Source organism: Rhizobium sp. S163 (assembly GCF_030380805.1).
Taxonomy (GTDB): domain Bacteria; phylum Pseudomonadota; class Alphaproteobacteria; order Rhizobiales; family Rhizobiaceae; genus Rhizobium.
In genome coordinates, this window is the sequence record NZ_JAUDSA010000018.1 from 780,195 (window position 1) to 801,044 (window position 20,850).

21 protein-coding genes are annotated in these 20,850 nt (G+C 62.1%); 13 read left to right on the top strand and 8 right to left on the bottom strand.

The window, feature by feature from the left end:
- Positions 1–9: 9 nt before the first annotated feature.
- Positions 10–1,026 carry a polyprenyl synthetase family protein gene (locus tag QTL96_RS19410; RefSeq protein WP_018898627.1) on the bottom strand — a complete coding sequence of 339 codons (1,017 nt, stop codon included), beginning with the start codon at positions 1,024–1,026 and terminating at the stop codon, positions 10–12.
- Between the two features lie 109 nt (positions 1,027–1,135).
- Between QTL96_RS19410 and QTL96_RS19415 the strand changes: the two genes are divergently transcribed.
- Both QTL96_RS19415 and QTL96_RS19420 read left to right on the top strand, forming a co-directional pair.
- The gene (locus tag QTL96_RS19415; protein ID WP_047508065.1) at positions 1,136–1,363 is read left to right on the top strand and encodes a DUF2007 domain-containing protein; all 228 of its coding nucleotides are present in this window, start codon (positions 1,136–1,138) and stop codon (positions 1,361–1,363) included.
- The gene (locus QTL96_RS19420) at positions 1,360–2,166 is read left to right on the top strand and encodes a methyltransferase (protein ID WP_289728797.1); all 807 of its coding nucleotides are present in this window, start codon (positions 1,360–1,362) and stop codon (positions 2,164–2,166) included. Before QTL96_RS19415 ends, QTL96_RS19420 begins: the two co-directional genes overlap by 4 nt.
- Here the strand turns inward: QTL96_RS19420 and QTL96_RS19425 are convergent.
- Positions 2,163–3,503, bottom strand: a complete 1,341-nt coding sequence (locus QTL96_RS19425; RefSeq protein ID WP_018898630.1) for an Nramp family divalent metal transporter — start codon at positions 3,501–3,503, stop codon at positions 2,163–2,165. The genes QTL96_RS19420 and QTL96_RS19425 overlap by 4 nt on opposite strands.
- A 173-nt stretch (positions 3,504–3,676) precedes the next feature.
- Between QTL96_RS19425 and QTL96_RS19430 the strand changes: the two genes are divergently transcribed.
- Positions 3,677–4,534, top strand: coding sequence for a S49 family peptidase (locus tag QTL96_RS19430; RefSeq protein ID WP_113238573.1), 858 nt, complete (start codon positions 3,677–3,679; stop codon positions 4,532–4,534).
- Positions 4,535–4,575: 41 nt separating this feature from the next.
- Positions 4,576–4,767, top strand: coding sequence for a hypothetical protein (locus QTL96_RS19435; RefSeq protein WP_113010089.1), 192 nt, complete (start codon positions 4,576–4,578; stop codon positions 4,765–4,767).
- Between the two features lie 4 nt (positions 4,768–4,771).
- On the opposite strand, the gene QTL96_RS19440 is transcribed toward QTL96_RS19435, so the two are convergent.
- Both QTL96_RS19440 and QTL96_RS19445 read right to left on the bottom strand, forming a co-directional pair.
- The gene (locus QTL96_RS19440; RefSeq protein WP_289728798.1) at positions 4,772–5,086 is read right to left on the bottom strand and encodes a type II toxin-antitoxin system RelE/ParE family toxin; all 315 of its coding nucleotides are present in this window, start codon (positions 5,084–5,086) and stop codon (positions 4,772–4,774) included.
- The gene (locus QTL96_RS19445) at positions 5,076–5,363 is read right to left on the bottom strand and encodes a hypothetical protein (RefSeq protein ID WP_289728799.1); all 288 of its coding nucleotides are present in this window, start codon (positions 5,361–5,363) and stop codon (positions 5,076–5,078) included. The genes QTL96_RS19440 and QTL96_RS19445 overlap by 11 nt, the downstream gene beginning before the upstream one ends.
- 149 nt (positions 5,364–5,512) lie before the next feature.
- Between QTL96_RS19445 and QTL96_RS19450 the strand changes: the two genes are divergently transcribed.
- From QTL96_RS19450 to QTL96_RS19485, 8 genes are all read left to right on the top strand, one after another.
- Positions 5,513–5,743 (top strand): AbrB family transcriptional regulator, encoded by a 231-nt coding sequence (locus QTL96_RS19450; protein WP_289728800.1) that lies wholly within the window; start codon positions 5,513–5,515, stop codon positions 5,741–5,743.
- Positions 5,744–5,819: 76 nt separating this feature from the next.
- Positions 5,820–6,782, top strand: a complete 963-nt coding sequence (locus QTL96_RS19455) for a glycine--tRNA ligase subunit alpha (protein WP_026283030.1) — start codon at positions 5,820–5,822, stop codon at positions 6,780–6,782.
- A 312-nt stretch (positions 6,783–7,094) separates the two neighbouring features.
- The gene (locus QTL96_RS19460; protein ID WP_018898637.1) at positions 7,095–7,646 is read left to right on the top strand and encodes a LemA family protein; all 552 of its coding nucleotides are present in this window, start codon (positions 7,095–7,097) and stop codon (positions 7,644–7,646) included.
- A gap of 123 nt (positions 7,647–7,769) precedes the next feature.
- The gene (locus tag QTL96_RS19465) at positions 7,770–9,026 is read left to right on the top strand and encodes a 3-phosphoshikimate 1-carboxyvinyltransferase (protein ID WP_289728801.1); all 1,257 of its coding nucleotides are present in this window, start codon (positions 7,770–7,772) and stop codon (positions 9,024–9,026) included.
- A gap of 68 nt (positions 9,027–9,094) precedes the next feature.
- Positions 9,095–11,050 (top strand): DUF2207 domain-containing protein, encoded by a 1,956-nt coding sequence (locus tag QTL96_RS19470; protein WP_289728802.1) that lies wholly within the window; start codon positions 9,095–9,097, stop codon positions 11,048–11,050.
- Positions 11,051–11,298: 248 nt separating this feature from the next.
- Positions 11,299–12,570 (top strand): phosphoribosylamine--glycine ligase, encoded by a 1,272-nt coding sequence (purD, locus tag QTL96_RS19475; RefSeq protein WP_289728803.1) that lies wholly within the window; start codon positions 11,299–11,301, stop codon positions 12,568–12,570.
- Between the two features lie 106 nt (positions 12,571–12,676).
- A complete protein-coding gene (locus QTL96_RS19480; RefSeq protein ID WP_113012190.1) occupies positions 12,677–13,150 on the top strand; it encodes a plant virulence effector HPE1-like domain-containing protein in 474 nt (157 codons plus the stop codon).
- Positions 13,151–13,477: 327 nt separating this feature from the next.
- Positions 13,478–15,298 carry a methyl-accepting chemotaxis protein gene (locus QTL96_RS19485; RefSeq protein ID WP_289728804.1) on the top strand — a complete coding sequence of 607 codons (1,821 nt, stop codon included), beginning with the start codon at positions 13,478–13,480 and terminating at the stop codon, positions 15,296–15,298.
- A 337-nt stretch (positions 15,299–15,635) separates the two neighbouring features.
- On the opposite strand, the gene QTL96_RS19490 is transcribed toward QTL96_RS19485, so the two are convergent.
- Entirely contained in the window at positions 15,636–15,899 is a 264-nt protein-coding gene (locus QTL96_RS19490) for a hypothetical protein (protein WP_289728805.1), read from the bottom strand.
- On the bottom strand, positions 15,896–16,345 hold the full coding sequence (locus QTL96_RS19495; RefSeq protein ID WP_289728806.1) for a putative toxin-antitoxin system toxin component, PIN family: 450 nt from the start codon (positions 16,343–16,345) through the stop codon (positions 15,896–15,898). The genes QTL96_RS19490 and QTL96_RS19495 overlap by 4 nt, the downstream gene beginning before the upstream one ends.
- A gap of 140 nt (positions 16,346–16,485) precedes the next feature.
- Between QTL96_RS19495 and QTL96_RS19500 the strand changes: the two genes are divergently transcribed.
- Positions 16,486–16,926 (top strand): YqaA family protein, encoded by a 441-nt coding sequence (locus QTL96_RS19500; RefSeq protein ID WP_289728807.1) that lies wholly within the window; start codon positions 16,486–16,488, stop codon positions 16,924–16,926.
- Here the strand turns inward: QTL96_RS19500 and glyS are convergent, their stop codons facing one another.
- Together glyS and QTL96_RS19510 are read right to left on the bottom strand one after the other, a co-directional pair.
- Positions 16,927–19,104, bottom strand: coding sequence for a glycine--tRNA ligase subunit beta (gene glyS, locus QTL96_RS19505; RefSeq protein ID WP_289728808.1), 2,178 nt, complete (start codon positions 19,102–19,104; stop codon positions 16,927–16,929). It abuts the gene before it with no gap.
- 201 nt (positions 19,105–19,305) lie between these two features.
- On the bottom strand, positions 19,306–20,598 hold the full coding sequence (locus tag QTL96_RS19510) for a hypothetical protein (protein WP_289728809.1): 1,293 nt from the start codon (positions 20,596–20,598) through the stop codon (positions 19,306–19,308).
- Positions 20,599–20,850 lie beyond the last annotated feature (252 nt).

Genomic DNA, 20,850 nt, shown 5'->3' on the forward strand with positions numbered 1-20,850 from the left:
GATCGTCGGTTAATTGACGCGCTCGATGCAGAAGTCGATGACTTCCATCAGTGCGGATTTCCATGCCGTATCGGGAAGCGGCGCCAGTGCATCGCGTGCAATCGTGCCATAATGGACCGCCCGGCCGATGGTATCGTTCAGCGTTCCGTACTTGGTGATCAGGCCAAGTGCCTTTTCGAGGTTCTGATCGTTGCTTTCGCCACCCTCGATCGCCTTGCGCCAGAAGGCGCGTTCTTCCTCGGTGCCGCGCCGGTAGGCGAGGATGACGGGAAGCGTGATCTTGCCCTCGCGGAAGTCGTCGCCGACATTCTTGCCGAGATCGGCAGCCTTGCCGCCGTAATCGAGCACGTCGTCGACTAGCTGGAAGGCGAGGCCGAGGTTCATGCCGTAGGACTTCATCGCGTTGCGGCCGGCCTTGCCGGCATCCGCCACGATCGGGCCGACTTCGGCAGCGGCCGCAAACAGCGCCGCCGTCTTGGCGCGGATGACCGAGAGATAGTCGTCCTCGGTGGTTTCCATGTTCTTGGCGACGGAAAGCTGCAGCACTTCGCCTTCCGCGATCACGCAGGCGGCGGACGAGAGAACGTCGAGCGCATCGAGCGAGCCGACATCGACCATCATGCGGAAGGCCTGGCCGAGCAGGAAGTCGCCGACCAGCACGCTTGCCTGGTTGCCCCAGATCATGCGGGCGGTGGACTTGCCACGGCGCAGGTCGCTCTCATCCACGACGTCGTCGTGCAGAAGCGTTGCCGTGTGCATGAACTCGACCGCTGTCGCGAGCTTGATGTGGTTTTCGCCCTGGTAGCCGTAAAGCGCGGAGGAAGCGAGCGTCAGCATCGGGCGCAGGCGCTTGCCACCGGACGAGATCAGATGGTTCGCCACTTCGGGGATCATCTGCACGTCTGAACCGGCCTTCGAAAGGATCAACTGGTTGACCCGCTCCATGTCCGCCTTGGTTAGATCCACCAAAGGCTTGACGGATGCCAGTTTGTTTTTGCTTTCTTCAAGCGGTATGACCACGCCCAACGACCCGGACTCCTGTTCACTCATTGGATTTGACAATAGAAAGGGGCGGCTTGAGCGGCAAGAGGCGAAATTGCCACGTCGCGGAAAATTGAAAGGGATTTCACGGTAAATGCATGAACTTATCCGCGCCAACGATCCCGTGCTGCTCTCCTTCGCGCAAAGCCTGATGAAGGATGCCGGCATCCATTGCTTCATCGCCGATCAGGGCATGAGCATATTGGAAGGCTCGCTCGGCATGCTGCCGCGCCGCCTGCTTGTCGAAGACGACCAGGCCGACCGCGCCCGCCGCATCCTCATCGACGCCGGCCTTGGCGACGAATTGCGCGAGCAGAAGTGAGCGACCCCGTGACCAGCGAGCCGACGCCCGATCAGCCCGTAACCGAGACCATCGACGCCTTCCATCGCGGGGCCTTTCACATTCTCCAGCCGAAGGGCAGGGGGCATCGCTCCGGCATGGACGCCATGTTGCTGGCGGCATTGGTGGATGATGAGAGAGCGGTAAAGGTCGCCGACCTCGGCGCCGGCGCCGGTGCGGCCGGCCTTGCCGTCGCCTCGCGGCTGCCGAAGGCCGAGGTCGTGCTCTTCGAGCGCTCCGCGGAGATGGCGGACTACGCCCGCCGCAGCCTGGATCTTGAGGAAAACGTCCACATGGCGGGCCGCGTCACCGTCATCGAGGCGGATGTGACGCTGAAGGCCAAGGCGCGCAATGACGCCGGCCTCGTCGACGAAAGCTTCCACCACGTCATCCTCAACCCGCCCTTCAACGATCCCGGCGACCGCAAGACGCCGGATGCGCTGAAGGCGGAGGCGCATGCGATGACGGAGGATCTGTTCGAAAGCTGGCTGCGCACGGCCGGCGCCATCATGATCCCCGGCGGCCAGCTGTCGCTGATCGCTCGCCCGGAATCGATCGCCGAGATCATCGACGCCTGCGGCCGTCGCTTTGGCGGCATCGAGATCACCGCCATCCACCCGCGCGAGGGTGAAAACGCCGTACGTATCCTGGTGACCGCGATCAAGGGCTCGCGCGCCCGGCTGTCGCTGCGCGCGCCGCTGATCATGCACGAAGAGGGGAGCCACAAGTTCTCCCCCTTCGTCGACGACCTCAACAACGGTCGCGCGGCTTACTCCAGGCGTTAGCCGATCACGAAGTCGAACAGCAGCTTGATGTTCAACCCGGCGATGATGATGGCGATCGTGTAGGCGATCGCAGAGAGCCAGCGGGGTGCGACGAGGTCGCCCATCTTCGCCTTGTTGGCGGTAAACATCACCAGCGGGAAGACCGCGAAGGAAAGCTGCAGGCTGAGCACGACCTGTGTCAGGATAAGAAGCTCTGCGGTGCCCGCGTCGCCATACCAGATGGTCACGAAACCTGCTGGTACGATGGCGATGGCGCGGGTGATCAACCGCCGGATCCAGGGCTGAAGCCTGATCTTCAGGAACCCTTCCATGATGATCTGCCCGGCCATGGTCGCCGTCACCGTCGAGTTCAGGCCGCAGCATAAAAGCGCGATGCCGAAGAGCGTCGGCGCCAGCGCAAGCCCGAGCAGCGGTGCGAGCAGCGAGGAGGCTTCGCCGAGTTCCGCGACATCGGTGCGTCCATTGGCATGGAAGGCTGCGGCGGCGAGGATCAGGATCGAGGCATTGATCAGAAGCGCGAAGCAGAGCGCCACGGTGGAATCGATCGTCGCATAGGTCAGCGCCTCGCGCTTTTCCGGCACACTGTGGCCGTAATCGCGTGTCTGCACGATGCCGGAATGCAGGTAGAGATTATGCGGCATGACGGTCGCGCCGAGAATGCCGAGCGCCAGATAGAGCATCTCAGGATTGGAGACGATCTCCGTGGTCGGGAAGAAGCCGCGGATCACATCGCCCCACTGCGGATCAGCCATGAAGATCTGCACGCCGAAGCAGACGGTGATGATCCCGAGCAGCGCGATCACGAAGGCCTCGACCCAGCGGAAGCCGATCTTCTGCAGATAGAGGATGAGGAAGACGTCGAGCGCGGTGATGAGGACGCCGAGTTCGAGCGGAATGCCGAACAAAAGGTTGAGACCGATCGCTGTGCCGATCACCTCGGCGATATCGGTGGCGATGATCGCGATCTCGGCAAATAGCCAGAGCGGGATCGATACCCAGCGCGGGAAGGCATCGCGGCAGGCCTGCGCCAGATCGCGGCCGGAACCGATCGCCAAGCGCGCGCAGAGCGATTGCAGCACGATCGCCATCAGGTTGGACAAGAGCGCCACCGTCAGCAGCGTGTAGCCGAACTTCGAGCCGCCGGCGAGCGAGGTCGACCAGTTGCCGGGGTCCATGTAGCCGACGGCCACCAGATATCCCGGGCCGACGAAAGCGATGGCGCGGCGCCAGCGCGAGGCGTGCTTCTGCGTTCCGATCGTACGGTGGACATCGGCCATCGACGCCTCCTCGCGCTCGTGGCGCCAGCCCGTCTTGGCCTTGGGTGTCATAATGTCCATGCAGCATCCGCCTGTTCTATCAATAAGAGCAATATGGCTGATTAGAATGATAATGCAAGTCATTCGCAACAAGAAACTTGGCGCGCAGTTGTTTTGCGTCTCGCCCATTGTGTTTGCCGTTGCGACGCATACATGGGAGAGACGTTTCACGCAGCCTATACGAAGGAATGGGAATGGCCGGATTTTTGAGAAAACTGATGCCGAAGCGCTTCCGCAAGGAGGGCATCGTGATCCCGGTCGTCAGGCTCCAGGGCGCGATCATGACCGGCGGCAGCCAGTTCCGCCCGGCGCTGAACCTCGCCTCGACCGCGCAGGTGCTTGAAAAGGCATTCAGCTTCAAGGATGCGCCGGCCGTCGCGATCTCCATCAATTCGCCCGGCGGCTCGCCGGTTCAGTCGCGGCTGATCTTCACCCGCATCCGCGAACTGGCGCGCGAAAAGCAGAAGAAGGTCATCGTCTTCGTCGAGGACGTGGCGGCTTCCGGCGGCTACATGATCGCGCTTGCGGGCGACGAGATCATCGCCGACCCTACCTCGATCGTCGGCTCGATCGGCGTCGTCTCCGGCGGTTTCGGCTTCCCCGAGCTTCTGAAGAAGATCGGCGTCGAGCGCCGCGTCTACACCGCTGGCGAAAACAAGGTGATCCTCGACCCCTTCCAGCCGGAGAAGGAAAAGGACATCGAATATCTGAAGACCCTGCAGCTGGAGATCCATCAGGTGTTCATCGCGATGGTGCGCGAACGCCGCGCCGGCAAGCTGAAGGATGACGCGACGGTGTTTTCCGGCCTCTTCTGGACCGGCACGCGCGGCCTGGAACTCGGCCTCATCGACGGCCTCGGCGACATGCGCCAGGAACTGAAGAAGCGTTACGGCTCGAAAACCAAGCTCGAACTCGTGACCCCTGCAAGGGGGCTTTTCGGACGCCGCATTCCCGGCATATCATCATCGCTCGAAGGAGCCGCCTCCGGCTTCGCGGCGGGTCTTGTCGAGACGGCCGAAGACAAGGCATTGTGGAGCCGATACGGGCTCTGACGCAATTGCATTAAAATAACGAGGGGTTGAAGACAGACGACATGCCGCAGCTTTTGATCATGGGTGTGCTCGTCCTGGGCGCCTGGCTCCTCTACCGCCGCTTCGTGGCCGAAGCCAAGCGCCTGCAGGAAAAATCCCGCCGCGCCCAGAGGGAGCAGCAGACCGGAGCGATCGGCACGCTGGTGAAAGACCCGGTGACGGGCGAGTATCATTTGAAGAAGGATGAGGATTGAGGGGCTATTGCCTGTCCCGAACCCTTGCCTGCCAATCCGCTCCGCCATAGCTGATGCAGAGAACGAAGACGGATTGGGCTTCGTCATTGACGGTAAAGCAGACAGTCGCTTTTTCTGAGGCCGGAATGGCGCGCAGCCCGGGATAGAGGTCGCTTCGGATGGTGCCGATACGAGGAAAGTCGGCAAGAGAGCGCAGCTTTTGCTCAATCAGGTCGATTTTATCCTCGGCAACTTCATCGCCGGCGTATTCACCCACCAGAATGGTGATGTCGAGAAGATCGTTTTTAACGAGAGGATGGCGCGTAACCCTATACGCCATATTTCCTCGTCGCTTTACGTTCGCGGATGAATGCTCTCACCTCATCGAACATGGTGTCGCCTTCCAGCGGTATCCGCTGATCCTCGGGCAACTCCATTCGCCGACGGATTTCGTCGGCCATTCCCGCAAGCGGATCGCTTGAGGCATCGCGTTTCCTCATCCGCGCCAACCCTTCTTTGACGACGTCCGACACGCTCGCAAACCGTCCATCCTCGACGAGCTTCTCCGCGTAGCGAAGATCCTCATCCGACAGCATCACAGTGTTCTTGGCGTTCATAATCGTCTCCAAGGCAAGGTCTGTACTCACTATAAGGCAACCGACACCGCTTGTCCTCCCTGCAAACTGTGGGGAAGCGGCGGGAGGGCGTGCTTTGGCGCTTCCATTGCTGTGTGATACGGTGTGAGAGGTTCACGTCGGAGCGCGCCATGCGGATTTTCAAATTCGAAGACGGTCTCGGAGTCTGCATCCCACAGGCAATTGTGGACGCGCTTGGGTTGAAGGAAGGCGACGACATTGTGGTTCACATCGGCACGGACCGCGACCTTGAGGTCGCCGACGCCGATGCCCGGTCGAAGGCGTTTGAACGGATAAAGGCATCCAAGCTGCAGCTGCCGCCGGATTGGCGATTTGATCGCGACGGTGCGAACAGCCGATAAGTCCCGAAACCCTTGACCCCCATCGCCGCTCGTGGCACCTGTCGCCCACCGATCCAATTGAATGGCGACTAACCTCATGTCTGCACCCAGCATCCCCGACCACATGAACCCGAAGCGCTCGTTTCAGGCGCTGATCCTGACGCTGCACAGCTACTGGGCGGACAAGGGTTGCGCGGTGCTGCAGCCTTACGACATGGAAGTCGGCGCCGGTACGTTCCATCCGGCGACCACGCTGCGCGCGCTTGGTCCCAAGCCCTGGAAGGCCGCCTACGTGCAGCCCTCGCGCCGCCCGTCCGACGGTCGCTACGGCGAAAACCCGAACCGCCTGCAGCATTACTATCAGTACCAGGTGATCCTGAAGCCGAACCCGCCGAACTTGCAGGAACTCTATCTCGGCTCGCTCGCCGCGATCGGCCTTGACCCGCTGCTGCACGATGTCCGCTTTGTCGAGGATGACTGGGAAAGCCCGACGCTCGGCGCCTGGGGTCTCGGCTGGGAGTGCTGGTGCGATGGCATGGAAGTCTCGCAGTTCACCTATTTCCAGCAGGTCTGCGGCCTCGAATGCTCGCCGGTCGCGGGCGAGCTGACCTATGGTCTCGAGCGCCTCGCCATGTATGTCCAGGGCGTCGACAACGTCTACGACCTGAACTTCAACGGCCGCGAAGGCGACGAGAAGATCAGCTATGGCGATGTCTTCCTGCAGGCAGAGCAGGAATATTCGCGCCACAACTTCGAATTCGCCAACACCGAGATGCTGCATCGCCACTTCATCGATGCCGAGAAGGAATGCCAGGCGCTTCTCGCCGCCGGCGCGCCTGGAGACAGCGATAACCAGAAGCTGCATAAGTGCGTTTTCCCGGCCTACGACCAGTGCATCAAGGCCAGCCACGTCTTCAACCTGCTCGACGCGCGCGGCGTGATCTCGGTGACTGAACGTCAGAGCTATATCCTGCGCGTGCGCACGCTCGCAAAGGCCTGCGGCGAAGCCTTCCTCTTGACCGACGCCGGTGGCGTCAATCTCGCCAGCAAGGCTGCCTGATCAATCAGCGGCGCCTGTCTGCCTTCACCTCTACGGTGCGCGCTGCCGGACGCGGCGCGCCCTTGAGCATGAAGAACGAAGCGATGGCAAGCATGTTGAGCAGGAAGATGGCTGCGCTCATGGCTGATTGATCCTCGTGACCTAGTTTGGATCCCGCCGCCGTCGGCCGATCCATGGTCAAGATAAGCCCTATCCGGCCGCCGCGGTATCGCGAGATCTTGGGATGCGCCAGATTGCAAAGGCGGGAGATGACAAGCGGCGCCAAGCCGCATAGTCTCCCGGCCGACCTTGCGTCGTAACGGGGGATTCGCGATGTATATTATTCTTGGCCTCATCGTCCTGATCGCGCTCTATGCGGTCTTTGTCTATAACGGCCTCGTGCGCGCCCGGCAGATGGCGGAAGAGGCCTGGTCCGGCATCGATGTGCAGCTGAAGCGCCGCGCCGATCTGATCCCCAACCTGATCGAAACGGTGAAGGGCTACGCCACCCACGAAAAGACGACACTCGAAGAGGTCGTCAAGCTTCGCAACCAGGCGCAGACCGTTCCGGCAGGCGATGTCGCCGGCCGCGCGCAGGCGGAAGGCCTGCTCGGTGCAGCCCTCGGCCGCGTGATGGCGCTCGCCGAAGCCTACCCGGATCTGAAGGCCAACGAGAATTTCCGCGAGCTGCAGACCTCGCTCGAAACCATGGAAAGCGAGATCCAGATGGCGCGCCGCTATTACAACGGCTCTGCCCGCGATCTCAACGTCAAGGTCGAAAGCTTCCCCTCGAACCTCGTGGCCAACCAGTTCGGTTTCAGCAAGCGTGAGTATTTCGAGATCACCAACGAGGCGGATCGCGCCGTCCCGAGCGTAAAGTTCTGATCCCGAAGTTCTGACAACAGGCATTTGCCTTTGCTGAAAAGCTGCTATGGAGCAGGGCAAGATCGCGGCCGGATAGGGCCGCGCGCATTTGCCGGAAAAGACGTAACGAGTGAAGACAAGCCCATGAGTAAAGACAAGCTCACCATCATCCCGGCGGCCAAGCCGCTGTCCGGCCGCGCCGTGCCTCCCGGCTCGAAGTCGATCACCAACCGCGCACTGCTCCTGGCCGGTCTCGCCAAGGGCACCAGCCGGCTGACCGGCGCGCTGAAGAGCGACGACACGCGCTATATGGCCGAAGCCCTGCGCGCCATGGGCGTGACGGTGGACGAGCCCGACGCGACGACTTTCGTCGTCACCAGCTCCGGCGAACTCAAGGCTCCGGTCGGTCCTCTCTTCCTCGGCAATGCCGGCACCGCCACCCGCTTCCTCACGGCAGCATTGGGGCTCGGCCACGGCCGCTATGTGGTCGATGGCGACGAGCACATGCGCAAGCGTCCGATCAAGCCGCTGGTCGAAGCGCTGAAGTCGCTCGGCGTAGCCATCGAAGCGCCCACCGGCTGCCCGCCGGTGACGATCGACGCCAACGGCCGTTTTGCGAACAACAAGGTCGTCATCGATGCCGGCCTCTCCAGCCAGTATGTCTCCGCTTTGCAGATGGCGGCGGCCTGCGGCTCCGAGCCGTTCACGATCGAGCTTGCCGGTGCCGATATCGGCGCGCGCGGCTATATCGACCTGACGCTATCAGTCATGCGCGCTTTCGGCGCCAAGGTCAGCCAGCCGACGCCGTCCTCCTGGGTGATCGAGCCGACCGGCTACACCGCCACCGATTTCGTCATTGAGCCGGACGCTTCCGCCGCCACCTATCTCTGGGCCGCCGAAGTGCTGACCAAGGGCGCGATCGACCTAGGCGTCGCCAATGAAGACTTCACCCAGCCGGACGCGAAGGCTTACGACGTCATCAGGCAGTTCCCGCATCTTCCCGCCGAAATCGACGGCTCTCAGATGCAGGATGCGGTGCCGACCATCGCCGTGCTGGCCGCCTTCAACGAAACGCCGGTGCGCTTCGTCGGTATCGCCAATCTGCGCGTCAAGGAATGCGACCGCATCCACGCGGTCTCGACCGGCCTCAACAACATCCGCGCAGGCCTCGCGACCGAGGACGGCGACGACCTGATCGTCTCTTCCGACCCGGCGCTGGCTGGCCAGCACCTGCCGGCTGATATCGACACCTTCGCCGATCACCGCATCGCCATGAGCTTCGCGCTCGCCGGCCTGAAGATCGATGGCATCACCATTCTGGACCCGGATTGCGTCGGCAAGACCTTCCCTGACTACTGGAAGGTGCTGGCCTCGCTCGGCGTCGGCATTAAGGACGAATAACCGGCGGCTGATCTCGCCGGGCAATCCAAAAAAGACAATTCTGAAAAGACAAGGGGGAGAATGCCTTGATGCGTTGGTTGTCCGGTCTCGTTGCCGCTCTGATACTTCTGCTGGCGGCATCTCTTGCCGCCGCAAACGAGCGCATCACCTCCTATCATTCGGAAGTCGAGGTCGCCAAGGACGGCGATCTCACCGTGACCGAGACGATCTCGATCGTCGCCGAGGGGTTCAAGGTCAAGCGAGGCATCTTCCGCGACTTCCCGCTGACCATGCTGGATGGCGAGGGGCGCACAATCCGCGTCGGCTTCGATCTCCTCTCCGTCACTCGCGATGGCCAGCCCGAGCCCTACAAGACCGAAAGCATCGATGGCGGCATCCGCATCTATGCCGGCTCCAGCGACACCATCGTGCCTCAGGGCGAGCACACCTATGTCTTGACCTACAGGGCCGACCGCATGATCCGCTACTTCCCTGACCATGACGAGGTCTACTGGAATGTCACCGGCACCGGCTGGCAGTTCGCCATCGAGCAGGCCTCGGCGCGCATCACCATGCCGTCGGGCGAGGTGACGAAGCTTGCCGCTTATACCGGCCCGTTCGGCTCGCGCGCCACGAATGCCACGTCCCGCATCGAGGGCAATCAGGCGATCTTCGCCACGACCCGCATGCTCGGGCAGAACGAGGGCCTGACCGTCGTCGCCGGCGTGCCGAAGGGCGTCATCGACCCGCCATCAACAAGTCAGCTTCGCGCCTGGTGGCTGCGCGACCACATGGCCGATGTCATCGCCGTCGCTGGCCTTCTCCTCGTCGCGCTCTACTATGTGTTCTTCTGGGTGAGGGTAGGCCGCGATCCGGCCCGTGGCGTCGTTGTGCCGCGCTGGGACCCGCCGGAAGGGTTATCGCCGGCGCTGGTCAACTACATCGACAACAAGGGTTTCAACGGCGCCGGCTGGCCGGCCTTCTCGGCCAACGCACTTGACCTCGCCGTCAAGGGATACGTCACCTTCGACGATATCGGCTCCAGCATCACGGTCACCCGCACCGACAAACCGCTGCCGAAAGCCCTTCCGGCCGGCCAGGCCGCGTTCCTCTCCCTCGTTGGCCGCTCCGGCCAGGGCTTTGCAATCAGCAAGTCCAATGGCGAAAAGGTGCGCGACGCCGGCCAGAAGTTCCGCCAGGCGATCGAAGGCGAGCATCGCGGCAAGTATTATCACTCGAATGCGCTCTATACGGTCGGCGGCATCGTCCTCAGTGTCATCTTCATCATCGCCGTTCTGGCCTTCGGCGAAATCGATGCCGATCTCGGCGGCTTCATCGCCGCCACCGTTTTCTCGGCGGTGTTCTTAGGCATCCTGTCGTCGCGTCTGGGTCTCAGTTTCCGCAAGGGCGCGTCGCTGCGCAGCAAGATCGGCGGCGTCATCATCGGCGGCTTCTTCGGTTTCACGCTTCTGTCCATCCTCGCCGGTATCGTTACTGCCGCCGTCGAGCAATTGACCGCAGCCGACCACTGGCCCGTCATCGTCGCCGTCGGCGGTATCGTCATGATCAACGTGGTGTTCTTCTTCCTGATGGGCGCGCCGACGCCGCTCGGCAGCCGGCTGATGGACCACATCGACGGCCTGCGCCGCTATCTGACGGTCGCCGAAAAGGACCGCATGAACATGGCCGGCGCACCCGCCATGTCGCCGCAGCATTTCGAAACGCTGCTGCCCTATGCCGTGGCGCTCGGTGTCGAGAAACCCTGGAGCGATGCCTTCCAGACCTGGCTGGCAACGGCTGCAGCAGCCGGAGCTGCGGCGGCCGCCTATTCGCCCATGTGGTATCCGACCCATTCCGGCAGTTTCGGCGACAGCATCGGCGGCTTCTCCTCCTCGATGGCCTCCACCATCGCCTCGACACTCCCCGCACCCGTGACCTCGACCTCCTCGGGCTTTTCCGGCGGCAGCGGTGGCTTTTCGTCCGGCGGCGGGGGAGGTGGGTTCTCTGGCGGCGGTGGCGGCGGTGGCGGTGGCGGCGGCTGGTAGCCCAGCCGTAGGATGCGGTGGGTGTGGCCCCCTCATCCGCCTGCCGGCACCTTCTCCCCGTTGGGGAGAAGAGACTCGGGGCGCTCCGCTCGCGCCAATCTTCCCTTCGCCCCATAGGGGAGAAGGTGGCCCGAAGGGTCGGATGAGGGGGCCTCAACCACCGCCCCTGAACCATCACAACCCCATTCCCGCTTGACCTTTCCGCTCCAGCCCCTTAACCGCCACTCACAAACTGGAAAGGGACGGGCATGAAGGTTCTGTTGATCGGATCGGGCGGGCGCGAGCACGCATTGGCCTGGAAGCTGGCGCAATCGCCCGAACTCACCACGCTCTATGCCGCCCCCGGCAATCCAGGGATCGCCGAGCACGCGACGCTCGTCCCCGTCAACACCGAGGACAACGACGCGGTTGTTTCCTTCTGCAAGGACAACGCGATCGATTTCGTCGTCGTCGGCCCGGAAGCGCCGCTGGTGGCGGGCGTTGCCGATCGTCTGCGCGCCGAAGGCTTCGCCGTCTTCGGCCCGTCTGCAGCCGCCGCCCAGCTCGAGGGTTCCAAGGGTTTCACCAAGGATATATGCGCCCGCTACGATATCCCGACCGGCGCCTACCAGCGTTTCAACAACGCCCCCAAGGCCAAGGCCTATATCCGCGAGCAGGGCGCCCCGATCGTCGTCAAGGCCGATGGTCTTGCCGCCGGCAAGGGCGTGACGGTCGCTATGACCGTCGATGAAGCGCTTGCCGCCGTCGACGATTGCTTCGAAGGCGCGTTCGGCGCTGCCGGTGCCGAGGTCGTGGTCGAAGCCTATCTCGATGGCGAAGAGGCAAGCTTCTTCTGCCTGAGCGACGGCAAGCACGCATTGGCGCTCGCAACCGCCCAGGACCACAAGCGGGTGGGAGAGGGCGATACCGGCCCGAACACCGGCGGCATGGGCGCCTATTCTCCCGCTCCCGTCATGACGCCTGAGATGGTCGAGCGCACGATGAAGGAAATCATCGAGCCCACCATGCGCGGGATGGCCGAGAGCGGCTATCCCTTCTCCGGCGTCTTCTTCGCCGGCCTGATGATCACCAGGAAGGGCCCGGAGCTGATCGAATACAACGTTCGCTTCGGCGATCCCGAATGCCAGGTGCTGATGATGCGCCTGAAGAGCGATCTCCTGCCGATCCTTTATGCGACCGCCACCGGCACGCTCGACAAGGTCACGGCGGAATGGAGCGACGACCCGGCACTGACCGTCGTGATGGCCTCCAAGGGCTATCCCGGCTCCTACGACAAGAATACGCCGATCAAGTCCATCCCTGAGGCGGGCGAGGGCGCCAAGGTGTTTCATGCCGGCACAGCGCTGAAGGATGGCGCGCTGGTCGCCACCGGCGGCCGCGTGTTGAACGTCACCGCGACGGGCAAGACCGTCGGCGAGGCCCAGGCCCGCGCCTATGCGCTGCTCGACAAGGTGGAGTGGGACAATGGCTTTTGCCGCCGCGACATCGGCTGGCAGGCGATCAAGCGCGAAAAAGCGTGATCCGATATCGAAATCGGATCAGTTCTCTAAATTTTTACCCTTTCCCCTGACGGGATGGAAATAAAGCCGCGTTAAACCTGTGTGCAAGGTAAGACGGAGTGTTTCCATGCGTCAGGTTTCTGCGGTTGTTTTGGGTGTCGTCGGTGCGTTGATGGCGGGTTCGGCCATGGCGTCGTCGATCGACGTAGTCGGCGCCAATGCGGCATCGGCCGACAGCAGCATCCTCAAGATGACCTGCACCACATGCCCGCCGCTTCAAGTCGTGGAAGCCAAGAAGGAATATATCGTCCCGACGCTCGCCGACGGCACGCTCGAGCACTCGCAGATCCGCGACGTCGACGGCGAAAAGAAGCTGTTTCGCACCGAAGGCTGGATGGGCGGTTCCCCCGTCGTGTTCGTGACCAAGGCGCCCGCACCGGTCGCTGTTGCCGCCGCACCCGCCGCCGTCGACGGTGTCGATACGGCGACGACTTCTGCCGTCATCGGCGCTGATACCAAGCCCGTCGTTGCTGGTGCTGCAGGCCAGCCGACGGAACAAACGCGCCCGCTCGACGTTTCCAATTTCAAGCTTAGACCTTGATTTAAAGTTCCCTGCCCCTCCCGTCCAAAGTTTTGGTCATCCGGGGCTCCACCTCAAAAGGGTGGTGAAATGCGCTCCTGAAGAGAAGCAGGGGCGCATTTTCTATTTTCCACTTCGCCTGCCGATTCCAACTGCGGGTTCCGACTTCGCGGCTAAGAGATCATATAGTCCGTGGTTAAGTATTTCTTATAAAAAACAGGCCATTTCTAGCCGCGACCGGTAGCCGCATGTGTTTTCGCAGCAGTACCAGCGACGGGCCACGCGCTCTCGCATACGCGGTAGGATACCGCGCCGGACGATGTCACCCGACACCCGTTGCGAGGCCCTATGAAGAATCTGAGAATTTCCAGGCAGCTATTTCTGCTCGTCGCCGGCCTGATGGTGGCCTTCTGCGCCGCCTCCTACCTGCAGATCCGCTCTTCGATCGATGCGATCTATCATGAGCGCGGCGAGATGCTGCGCACGCAGGTGGAATCCGGGCTTTCCATCGTTCAGCAATATTACGACCGCGAGAAATCCGGCGAGCTGACCCGCGAACAGGCGCAGGCGTTGGCATACAAGCAGCTCTCCGCGATCCGCTATGAGCCCAACGGCTATTTCATCGGCTACGACTACGACGTCGTCATGCGCATCACCTATGACACGCCGAAGCTCGGTAAGAGCAGCAAGGGCGCGCCCGACAGCCGCGGCAAGCCCTATCGCGACGAGATCGTCAAGGTCGGCCGCGCCGGCGGCGGTATTGTCGAGTTCTATGGCCCCAAGCCCGGCCAGCCGGCAGATGCGCAGTTCCGCAAGGCCGTCTACACCAAGGCATTCGAACCCTGGCAGGTCGTGGTCGCCACCGGCGTCTATCTCGACGATCTCGACGCGCAGGTCCGCTCAGATGTCATCAAGGCGCTGTCGGGCGGCCTCGTCGTGCTGCTCTTGGGCGCTGCCGCCGCCTTCTTCGTGGTTCGCAGCATCTCCGGCCCGCTGACGCGCATCCACACTGCCCTCCAAGCTGTCGCCGAAGAAAACGTCACGATCGCCATTCCCCACACCGACATGAACAACGAAGTGGGTATGATGGCCAAGGCGACCAAGGCGCTGCAGGAAAAGGTGCGTGAGCGCCACGCCATGTCCGAACGCGAGGCCGCCCAGCAGATGGCGCTCGACGACGAGCGCGAAAACAATCAGCGCATGCAGCGTGACGAAACCGCGGTGCAGGCCCATGTGGTCTCCACCATCGGCCAGGCGCTGGAGCAGATCGCCCGCGGCGATCTCACGGTCCGCTGTGCCGATCTCGGCCAGAAATACGCCACCCTGCGCGACAACTTCAACGATGCGCTCGGCCATCTCGAGGCTGCCATGTCCAAGGTCTCGGTCAAGGGCGGCGACATCGCCGTCAGCAAGGAAGAGATCCGCCGTGCTTCCAACGAGCTGTCGCAGCGCACCGAGCGCCAGGCCGCAAGCCTGGAAGAAACCTCGGCCGCCCTCGACGAGCTCAGCGTCGCCGTGCGCCAGACCGCCGAAGGCGCGCATGAGGCGAGCCAGCGCGTCCACTCGGTCAGCTCCGAGGCGAGCCGCAGCGACGCCGTGGTGACACAGGCGATCGAGGCGATGGGCGGAATCGAGAAGTCTTCCGAGGAAATCGGCAAGATCATCGGCGTCATCGACGACATCGCCTTCCAGACCAACCTGCTCGCCTTGAACGCCGGTGTCGAGGCCGCGCGCGCCGGCGAAAGCGGCAAGGGCTTTGCCGTCGTCGCCCAGGAAGTCCGCGAACTGGCCCAGCGCTCGGCCGCCGCCGCCAAGGAGATCAAGGACCAGATCGCCCGCTCCTCGGGCCAGGTCGAACAGGGCGTTCGCTTCGTTGGCGAGGCAGGCGAGGCGCCGAAGCGCATCTCCGACCAGATCAAGGCCGCCAACGACATCGTCTCGAAGATCGCCCACAGCGCCTCCGAGCAGGACACGACGCTGCGCTCGATCACCTCCTCGATCAACCAGCTCGACGCCGCCACCCAGCAGAACGCCGCCATGGCGGAAGAGACGACCGCATCGGCAGAATCGCTCGCCAGCGACACCGACGAACTCCTCAACCTCATCCGCGGCTTCCGCGTCGGTACCCAGGCTGAGTACGGGGCAGTGCAGAGCCGCCGCGCGGCGTAAGGCTTGCGACACGAGTGACAGGATAACGACAGCCGCCGGAGCGATCCGGCGGCTGTTTCTGTTTTGCGGGCGCACGATCCGTGGCGTGGCTTGGGGTGAGAGCCATCCACGTTGCAATCGTGGCGACGTGCTTAGATCCTCGGCACGAGGCCGAGGATGACGTCGAGAATTTGGAAGCCTTTTGTTTTCACTGGCTTGCAGAATCGCGCCCCACCCGCCGACGTCATGCTCGGGCTCGTCCCGAGCATCTGCTGCCGTATCGGTTAGCCCGACGTGAATGGACCTTGCGGAGAACAGACTCCCCAGTACACAGCGCCGCCGTCAGCTGTTTCCTGCGCTACTTCCGGCTCATCTTCTTCGCAGCGACCAATTCGTCGCCGGCATCTGGTTCGCTATCGGGAACGCCGTCGAGGATGGCGAGCGCCGCGCTCACATCGCCCCGTTCCGCGCGCTTCTTCAAGCTCATGATCGCCCGCCGGTGCCCGATGCCATCAGCGATGAAGGCGGAAAGCAGCTGGTTCAACGATACATTGTCCTCCGCCGCCGCGCGCTTGGCTTCTTCCATCACATGATCGGCTATTCTGAGAGGATAGGTGCTCATGTCTCTTGTCTCCTTTGCGCGATAAAATCTCCAGCGCTCATGACTGACATGCCAAAGGCGCTGACTGCGGGATGCCGAAAATGGCGATCATTACTGATAATCAGGGTGGCTCCGGCTGCCAGGGCGCACTCGATGTAGATGTCGTCCTTCGGGTCAGCGAGGAACGGCCTGAAGTGAAACCACGGCGAGACGAGCTCGGCCTTGCTGACCACCGCATCGAGCACGATGTCGATCTTGCTCTCGCTGAGCGAGGGAGCCTTGCCGAGAATGCCCGGCCGCTTCAGCACGTCTTCATACTCCAGCGCCACCGCCGGTGACAAAGCGAACTCGACGCCACCCGTAAGCATCTCGCGCACAAGCTGATGCGAGGCGCCTTTCGAGGATCGCAAAGCCGAAACCATGACATTTGCATCAACGACGACCATGGCGGCAATATGATATCGCATATGATGTCATGTCAAGGCGGGCCGATCTCGCCTTTCAACGCCCCCAACGCTTGCGCCCAGCCCCGCAACATGATCATGAAAACCCAACCGCCGTCGCCAATCGAAAGCCCCACCATGCAGACCACCGAGCCCAGCGCGACATGACCACGCTTGCAGCCTATGCCGGCCTCTTCGCCATCTCGCTGATCGCGGCCACCATCCTGCCCGCGCAGTCGGAAGCCGGGCTCGTCGCGCTCATTCTCTCCGGGCAATATTCCACGCTGCTGCTCGTCATCGTCGCCAGCATCGGCAATATCCTCGGTTCGCTGGTCAACTGGCTGCTCGGCATCGGCATCGAGCGCTTTCGCGACAGGCGGTGGTTTCCGGTGGGGGAGGTGGCGCTCGATCGGGCGCAGCGCTGGTATCGGCGGTATGGGAAATGGTCGCTGCTGGCAAGCTGGTTGCCCATCGTCGGCGATCCCATCACCGTCGTTGCCGGCGTCATGCGTGAACCGCTGCCGGTCTTTCTGCTTCTGGTGACGATCGCCAAGACCGCGCGTTACGCGGTCCTGGCGGTGATCACTTTGGGCATCGTCGGCTGATCAGCCGGCGATCTTCGAGAAGTCGGCGACGGTGCCGGTGGCTTCGCGGATCAGGCGCAGGAGCGCCAGGCGGTTGGCGCGGATCGCCGCATCCTCGTCGTTGACGAGCACGTCGGTGAAGAAGCGGTCGACAGGCGCGCGCAGCGTCGAGAGAACAGCCATCGCCGAGCGGAAGTCTTCCTTCTCGATCGCGCCGGATGCCTCGGCCGAAACCGTCTTGATCGCGGCAAACAACTCCTTCTCGGCGTCGAGCTTCAGAAGCGCGTCCGAGACGCCGTCGGCGACCACGGTGCCCTTCTTCTCCTCGGCAGCCAGCAGCTGCACGGCGCGCTTGGTGCCGGCGAGCAGGTTCTCGCCGTCCTCGGAGCTGACGAAATGCGTCAGCGCCTCGACGCGGCGGGCGACCATGCGCAAATCGTCGGTCTCGGGCGTCAGCACCGCGTCGATCAGGTCGTGGCGGGCGCCCTGGTCGCGCAGATAGACCTTCAGGCGGTCGTGGAAGAACGACAAGAGGTCGAGTTGGCGCGACATGTCGTCGGCGGCAACCGTGTTGCCGATATCCATGTCGATGCGCGCCATGTGGCTGACGATGCGCGGCAGCAACGTCAGGTGCACGCCGCGCTCGAGGATGATGCGGATGACGCCGAGCGCGGCACGACGCAGCGCGAAGGGATCCTTGGAGCCCGTCGGCTTCTCGTCGACGGCCCAGAAGCCGATCAGCGTGTCGAGCTTGTCGGCAAGCGCCACCGTGATCGCCACCTTGTCCTGCGGCAGCTGGTCGGATGGGCCCTGCGGCTTGTAGTGCTCCTCGATCGCGGTCGAGACCACGGCCTCTTCGCCCTGAAGAGCAGCGTACTTGCGGCCCATCACGCCCTGCAGCTCGGGGAATTCGCCGACGGCTTCGGTACGCAGATCCGCCTTGGCGAGAACCACGGCGCGGTCGACCAGCTTGTAATCGGCGCCGGCAGGGAAGGCGACCTTGGCGGCCATGGCGCGGATGCGCTCCACGCGCTCGCCCTGTGTGCCGAGCTTGGCATGGAAGGTGACGTTCAGCGCGTCGAGCTTCGCCATGCGCTGGTCGAGCGGCTTCTTCAGGTCGAGGCTGAACTTCTTGGCCGAAGCCTCTAGCGTCTCCAGATCCGGCAGGTCACCCTGATCGCGCTTCCAGAAGTGCAGCGCGTCGGAAAGACGGGCGCGCACGACCTTGCCGTTGCCATGAATGATTTCCTTGCCGCCATCCGTCGCTTCGATGTTGGAGACGAGGATGAAATTGTTCGAAAGCGTCTCTTCGCCCGGTTTGCGGGTAACGAAGCATTTCTGGTTGGTCTTGATCGTCAGCCGGATGATCTCTGATGGGATCGAGAGATAAGCTTCTTCGAAGCTGCCCATCAGCACCTGCGGCCATTCGACGAGGCCGGAGACCTCTTCCAGCAGGCCCTCGTCCTCGACCAGTTCGAGGCCGTTGGCGAATGCGACGTCGCGGGCGTCGTGCAGGATGATATCCTTGCGGCGCTCGGCGTCGAGAATGACCTTGGCCTTCTCAAGGCTCGCGACATAATCGTCGAAGCGCTTGACGGTGATCGCCTCGGGCGCATGGAAGCGGTGGCCGTAGGTGATGTTGGAAGCGACGATGCCGGAGATCTCGAACGGAATGACCGTCGTTTCCTCATGCTCGGTGCCGAAAAGGCAGACGATCGACTGCAGCGGCCGCACCCAGCGCAGCGAGCCCGGCTGCGACGAGGCCTTGCCCCAGCGCATCGGCTTCGGCCAGGGGAAGTCACGAATGATAGATGGCATCACCTCGGCGATGATCTCCTCGGCGCTGCGTCCGGTCTTGGAGATGATCGCGACGTAGAAATCGCCCTTCTTCGGGTCGCTCTGCACCTGCGCCTCGGAAATCGAGGTGAGCCCAGCCGCGCGCAAAAAGCCTTCGATCGCCTTTTCGTTGGCGTCGGTGCGCGGGCCCTTGCGTTCCTCGCGCACATCGGCGGAGCGGGCGGTCAGCCCGCGAATGTCGAGCGTCAGGCGGCGCGGCGTCCAGTATTCCCTGGCACCCTCATAGGAAAGTCCCGCCTCGACGAGCGCGTCGGTCACAAGCTTCCTCAGATCGCCGGCAGCCTTGCGCTGCAGGCGGGCCGGGATCTCTTCGGAGCGGAGTTCTAACAGCAGATCGGGCATGACACTTTCCTTGCCTCCACGGGGAAGGCGCTACCTTGCGGGTCTGAAAACGGTCGCCTCTGCTAGCAAAGAATGGCGCTGGTTTACAAGCCGCAAAAGCGGGCAAGGGGCGAGGTAAGGGAAATTGGAGCGCTTGGCGTTTCGCTTATGCTCCGTGCGAGCCCCATCGCCCTTTACTCATTTGCCGCGTGCTAGGTGACGCTACTTAAGACCGTGTTCGTATGTTTTCTTCATTCCGGCATTGATGACCTCCGTGAAATCAGGCGGGTCAATGCCGTCGGGACCGTGGCCGGGAACCTGTCGGAAGATTGCCCAAAGCAACATGGGCAGCGCGCGTTGATCGTTCATGCCGTCGCGCAGCAGCAGCGTATAGCTTTCCATGATCGTCTGACGTTGGCTGGCGTCGTCGTAGATCAACATGGAGCGCATGAGGAACCGCACCATTATTTTGATCAGCCAGAAGTAAAGGATAACGGGCACGGTCACGAGCAGCACACGGCCAATCTGATGGCCGATTGCTGCCGTGGCGTTGTTCCCAAGCAAAATCGCAGCGATGTCACGCGGAGCTACGAAATTCATGATTTCACGCCCCCAACACAAGACCGCGAAAATTCCGAAGCCGCAGAGCGCAGCCACGGCAATTGCGGCTATCCATGTGCTGTGGAATGCCTGCTTTGCACGCCGCGACCACAGGTTTCCGAGTACATTCAAATTCAGTTTTGCTTCTGTAGCCCTTTGGTATCCCATAAGGTGGGTTTCAATTTCTGCGTGACGACCACCGATCGTTTTTTCCAAAACACCCAGCTCAGCTTCGAGCTTGGATTTGTCCGTTTCGAGTTGACCGATTTGCGCGCTTAACTGGATCGCTTGCGCCTTCTGTTCATCAATTAACGTGGTGAGAGTGGTCTTCGCGCTGTTGATCTCCAGCTCTAATCGTCCGTAAGCCTCGCCGATCTCAGTCTCAGCACGCTCGCCTTTCTCGATGCTCCATTTTTCCACCTTGTATTCGACCATTGCGGAAAGGATATCTGTGTCGAGATGTTCAAAGCTATCTGTTGCGAGTATTTCTCGATCAGAGAGCTCGACCAAAATACCTGCAATCAAAAGGCTGACTACCCTGCGTTTCCGCAGGCGGCTTTCGTTGCCTATCTTTTTGGGTATCTCGCTGATTACTATTTTGGCATGGTCCGGATGGAGCACCGGCAGGATGCTGACGACCTGGTTGCCTTGTGGATCTGGCTCGCCCTTCGACATAATCACTGGCGGCCGTTCAATGAGAGCTTTCTCTATGGTCTCCTCAAGTTTGTGGATTACCGTTTCTCTCCGAGTGTCCGGCGGACCAATGGTATCATTCATAGCCCTCAATAGCGTTTTATAGATTTCCCACTGACCCGCCGAGATGATCTTGGCGCTTTCGTTTGCTCTTGGGCTTGGGTCAGAAATAGGGAGTATTTCACTCTTCAAAAACCTAACGACATCCACGGCTTTCAACATGCTGGTGCGCCCCCTACTGAGTTCCGGTCACAGTTATCATGTCTGCGATAACGGCCGAACGGACGTAGACTCCCCCTCCACAACTATTGCGGGGGCTGCGTGATGGATGTGCTTCCTTACTCAAAGTCGAACGCATCGTTGATTCCGTCAGCCGCATCACATTATCTCAGCACAAGCTGCGCCAACCTGCGCACCACCCAAAATCCCCACCTTCCACAGCCCAAACCCATCTCCATCCTTGCCTTGCCGCTT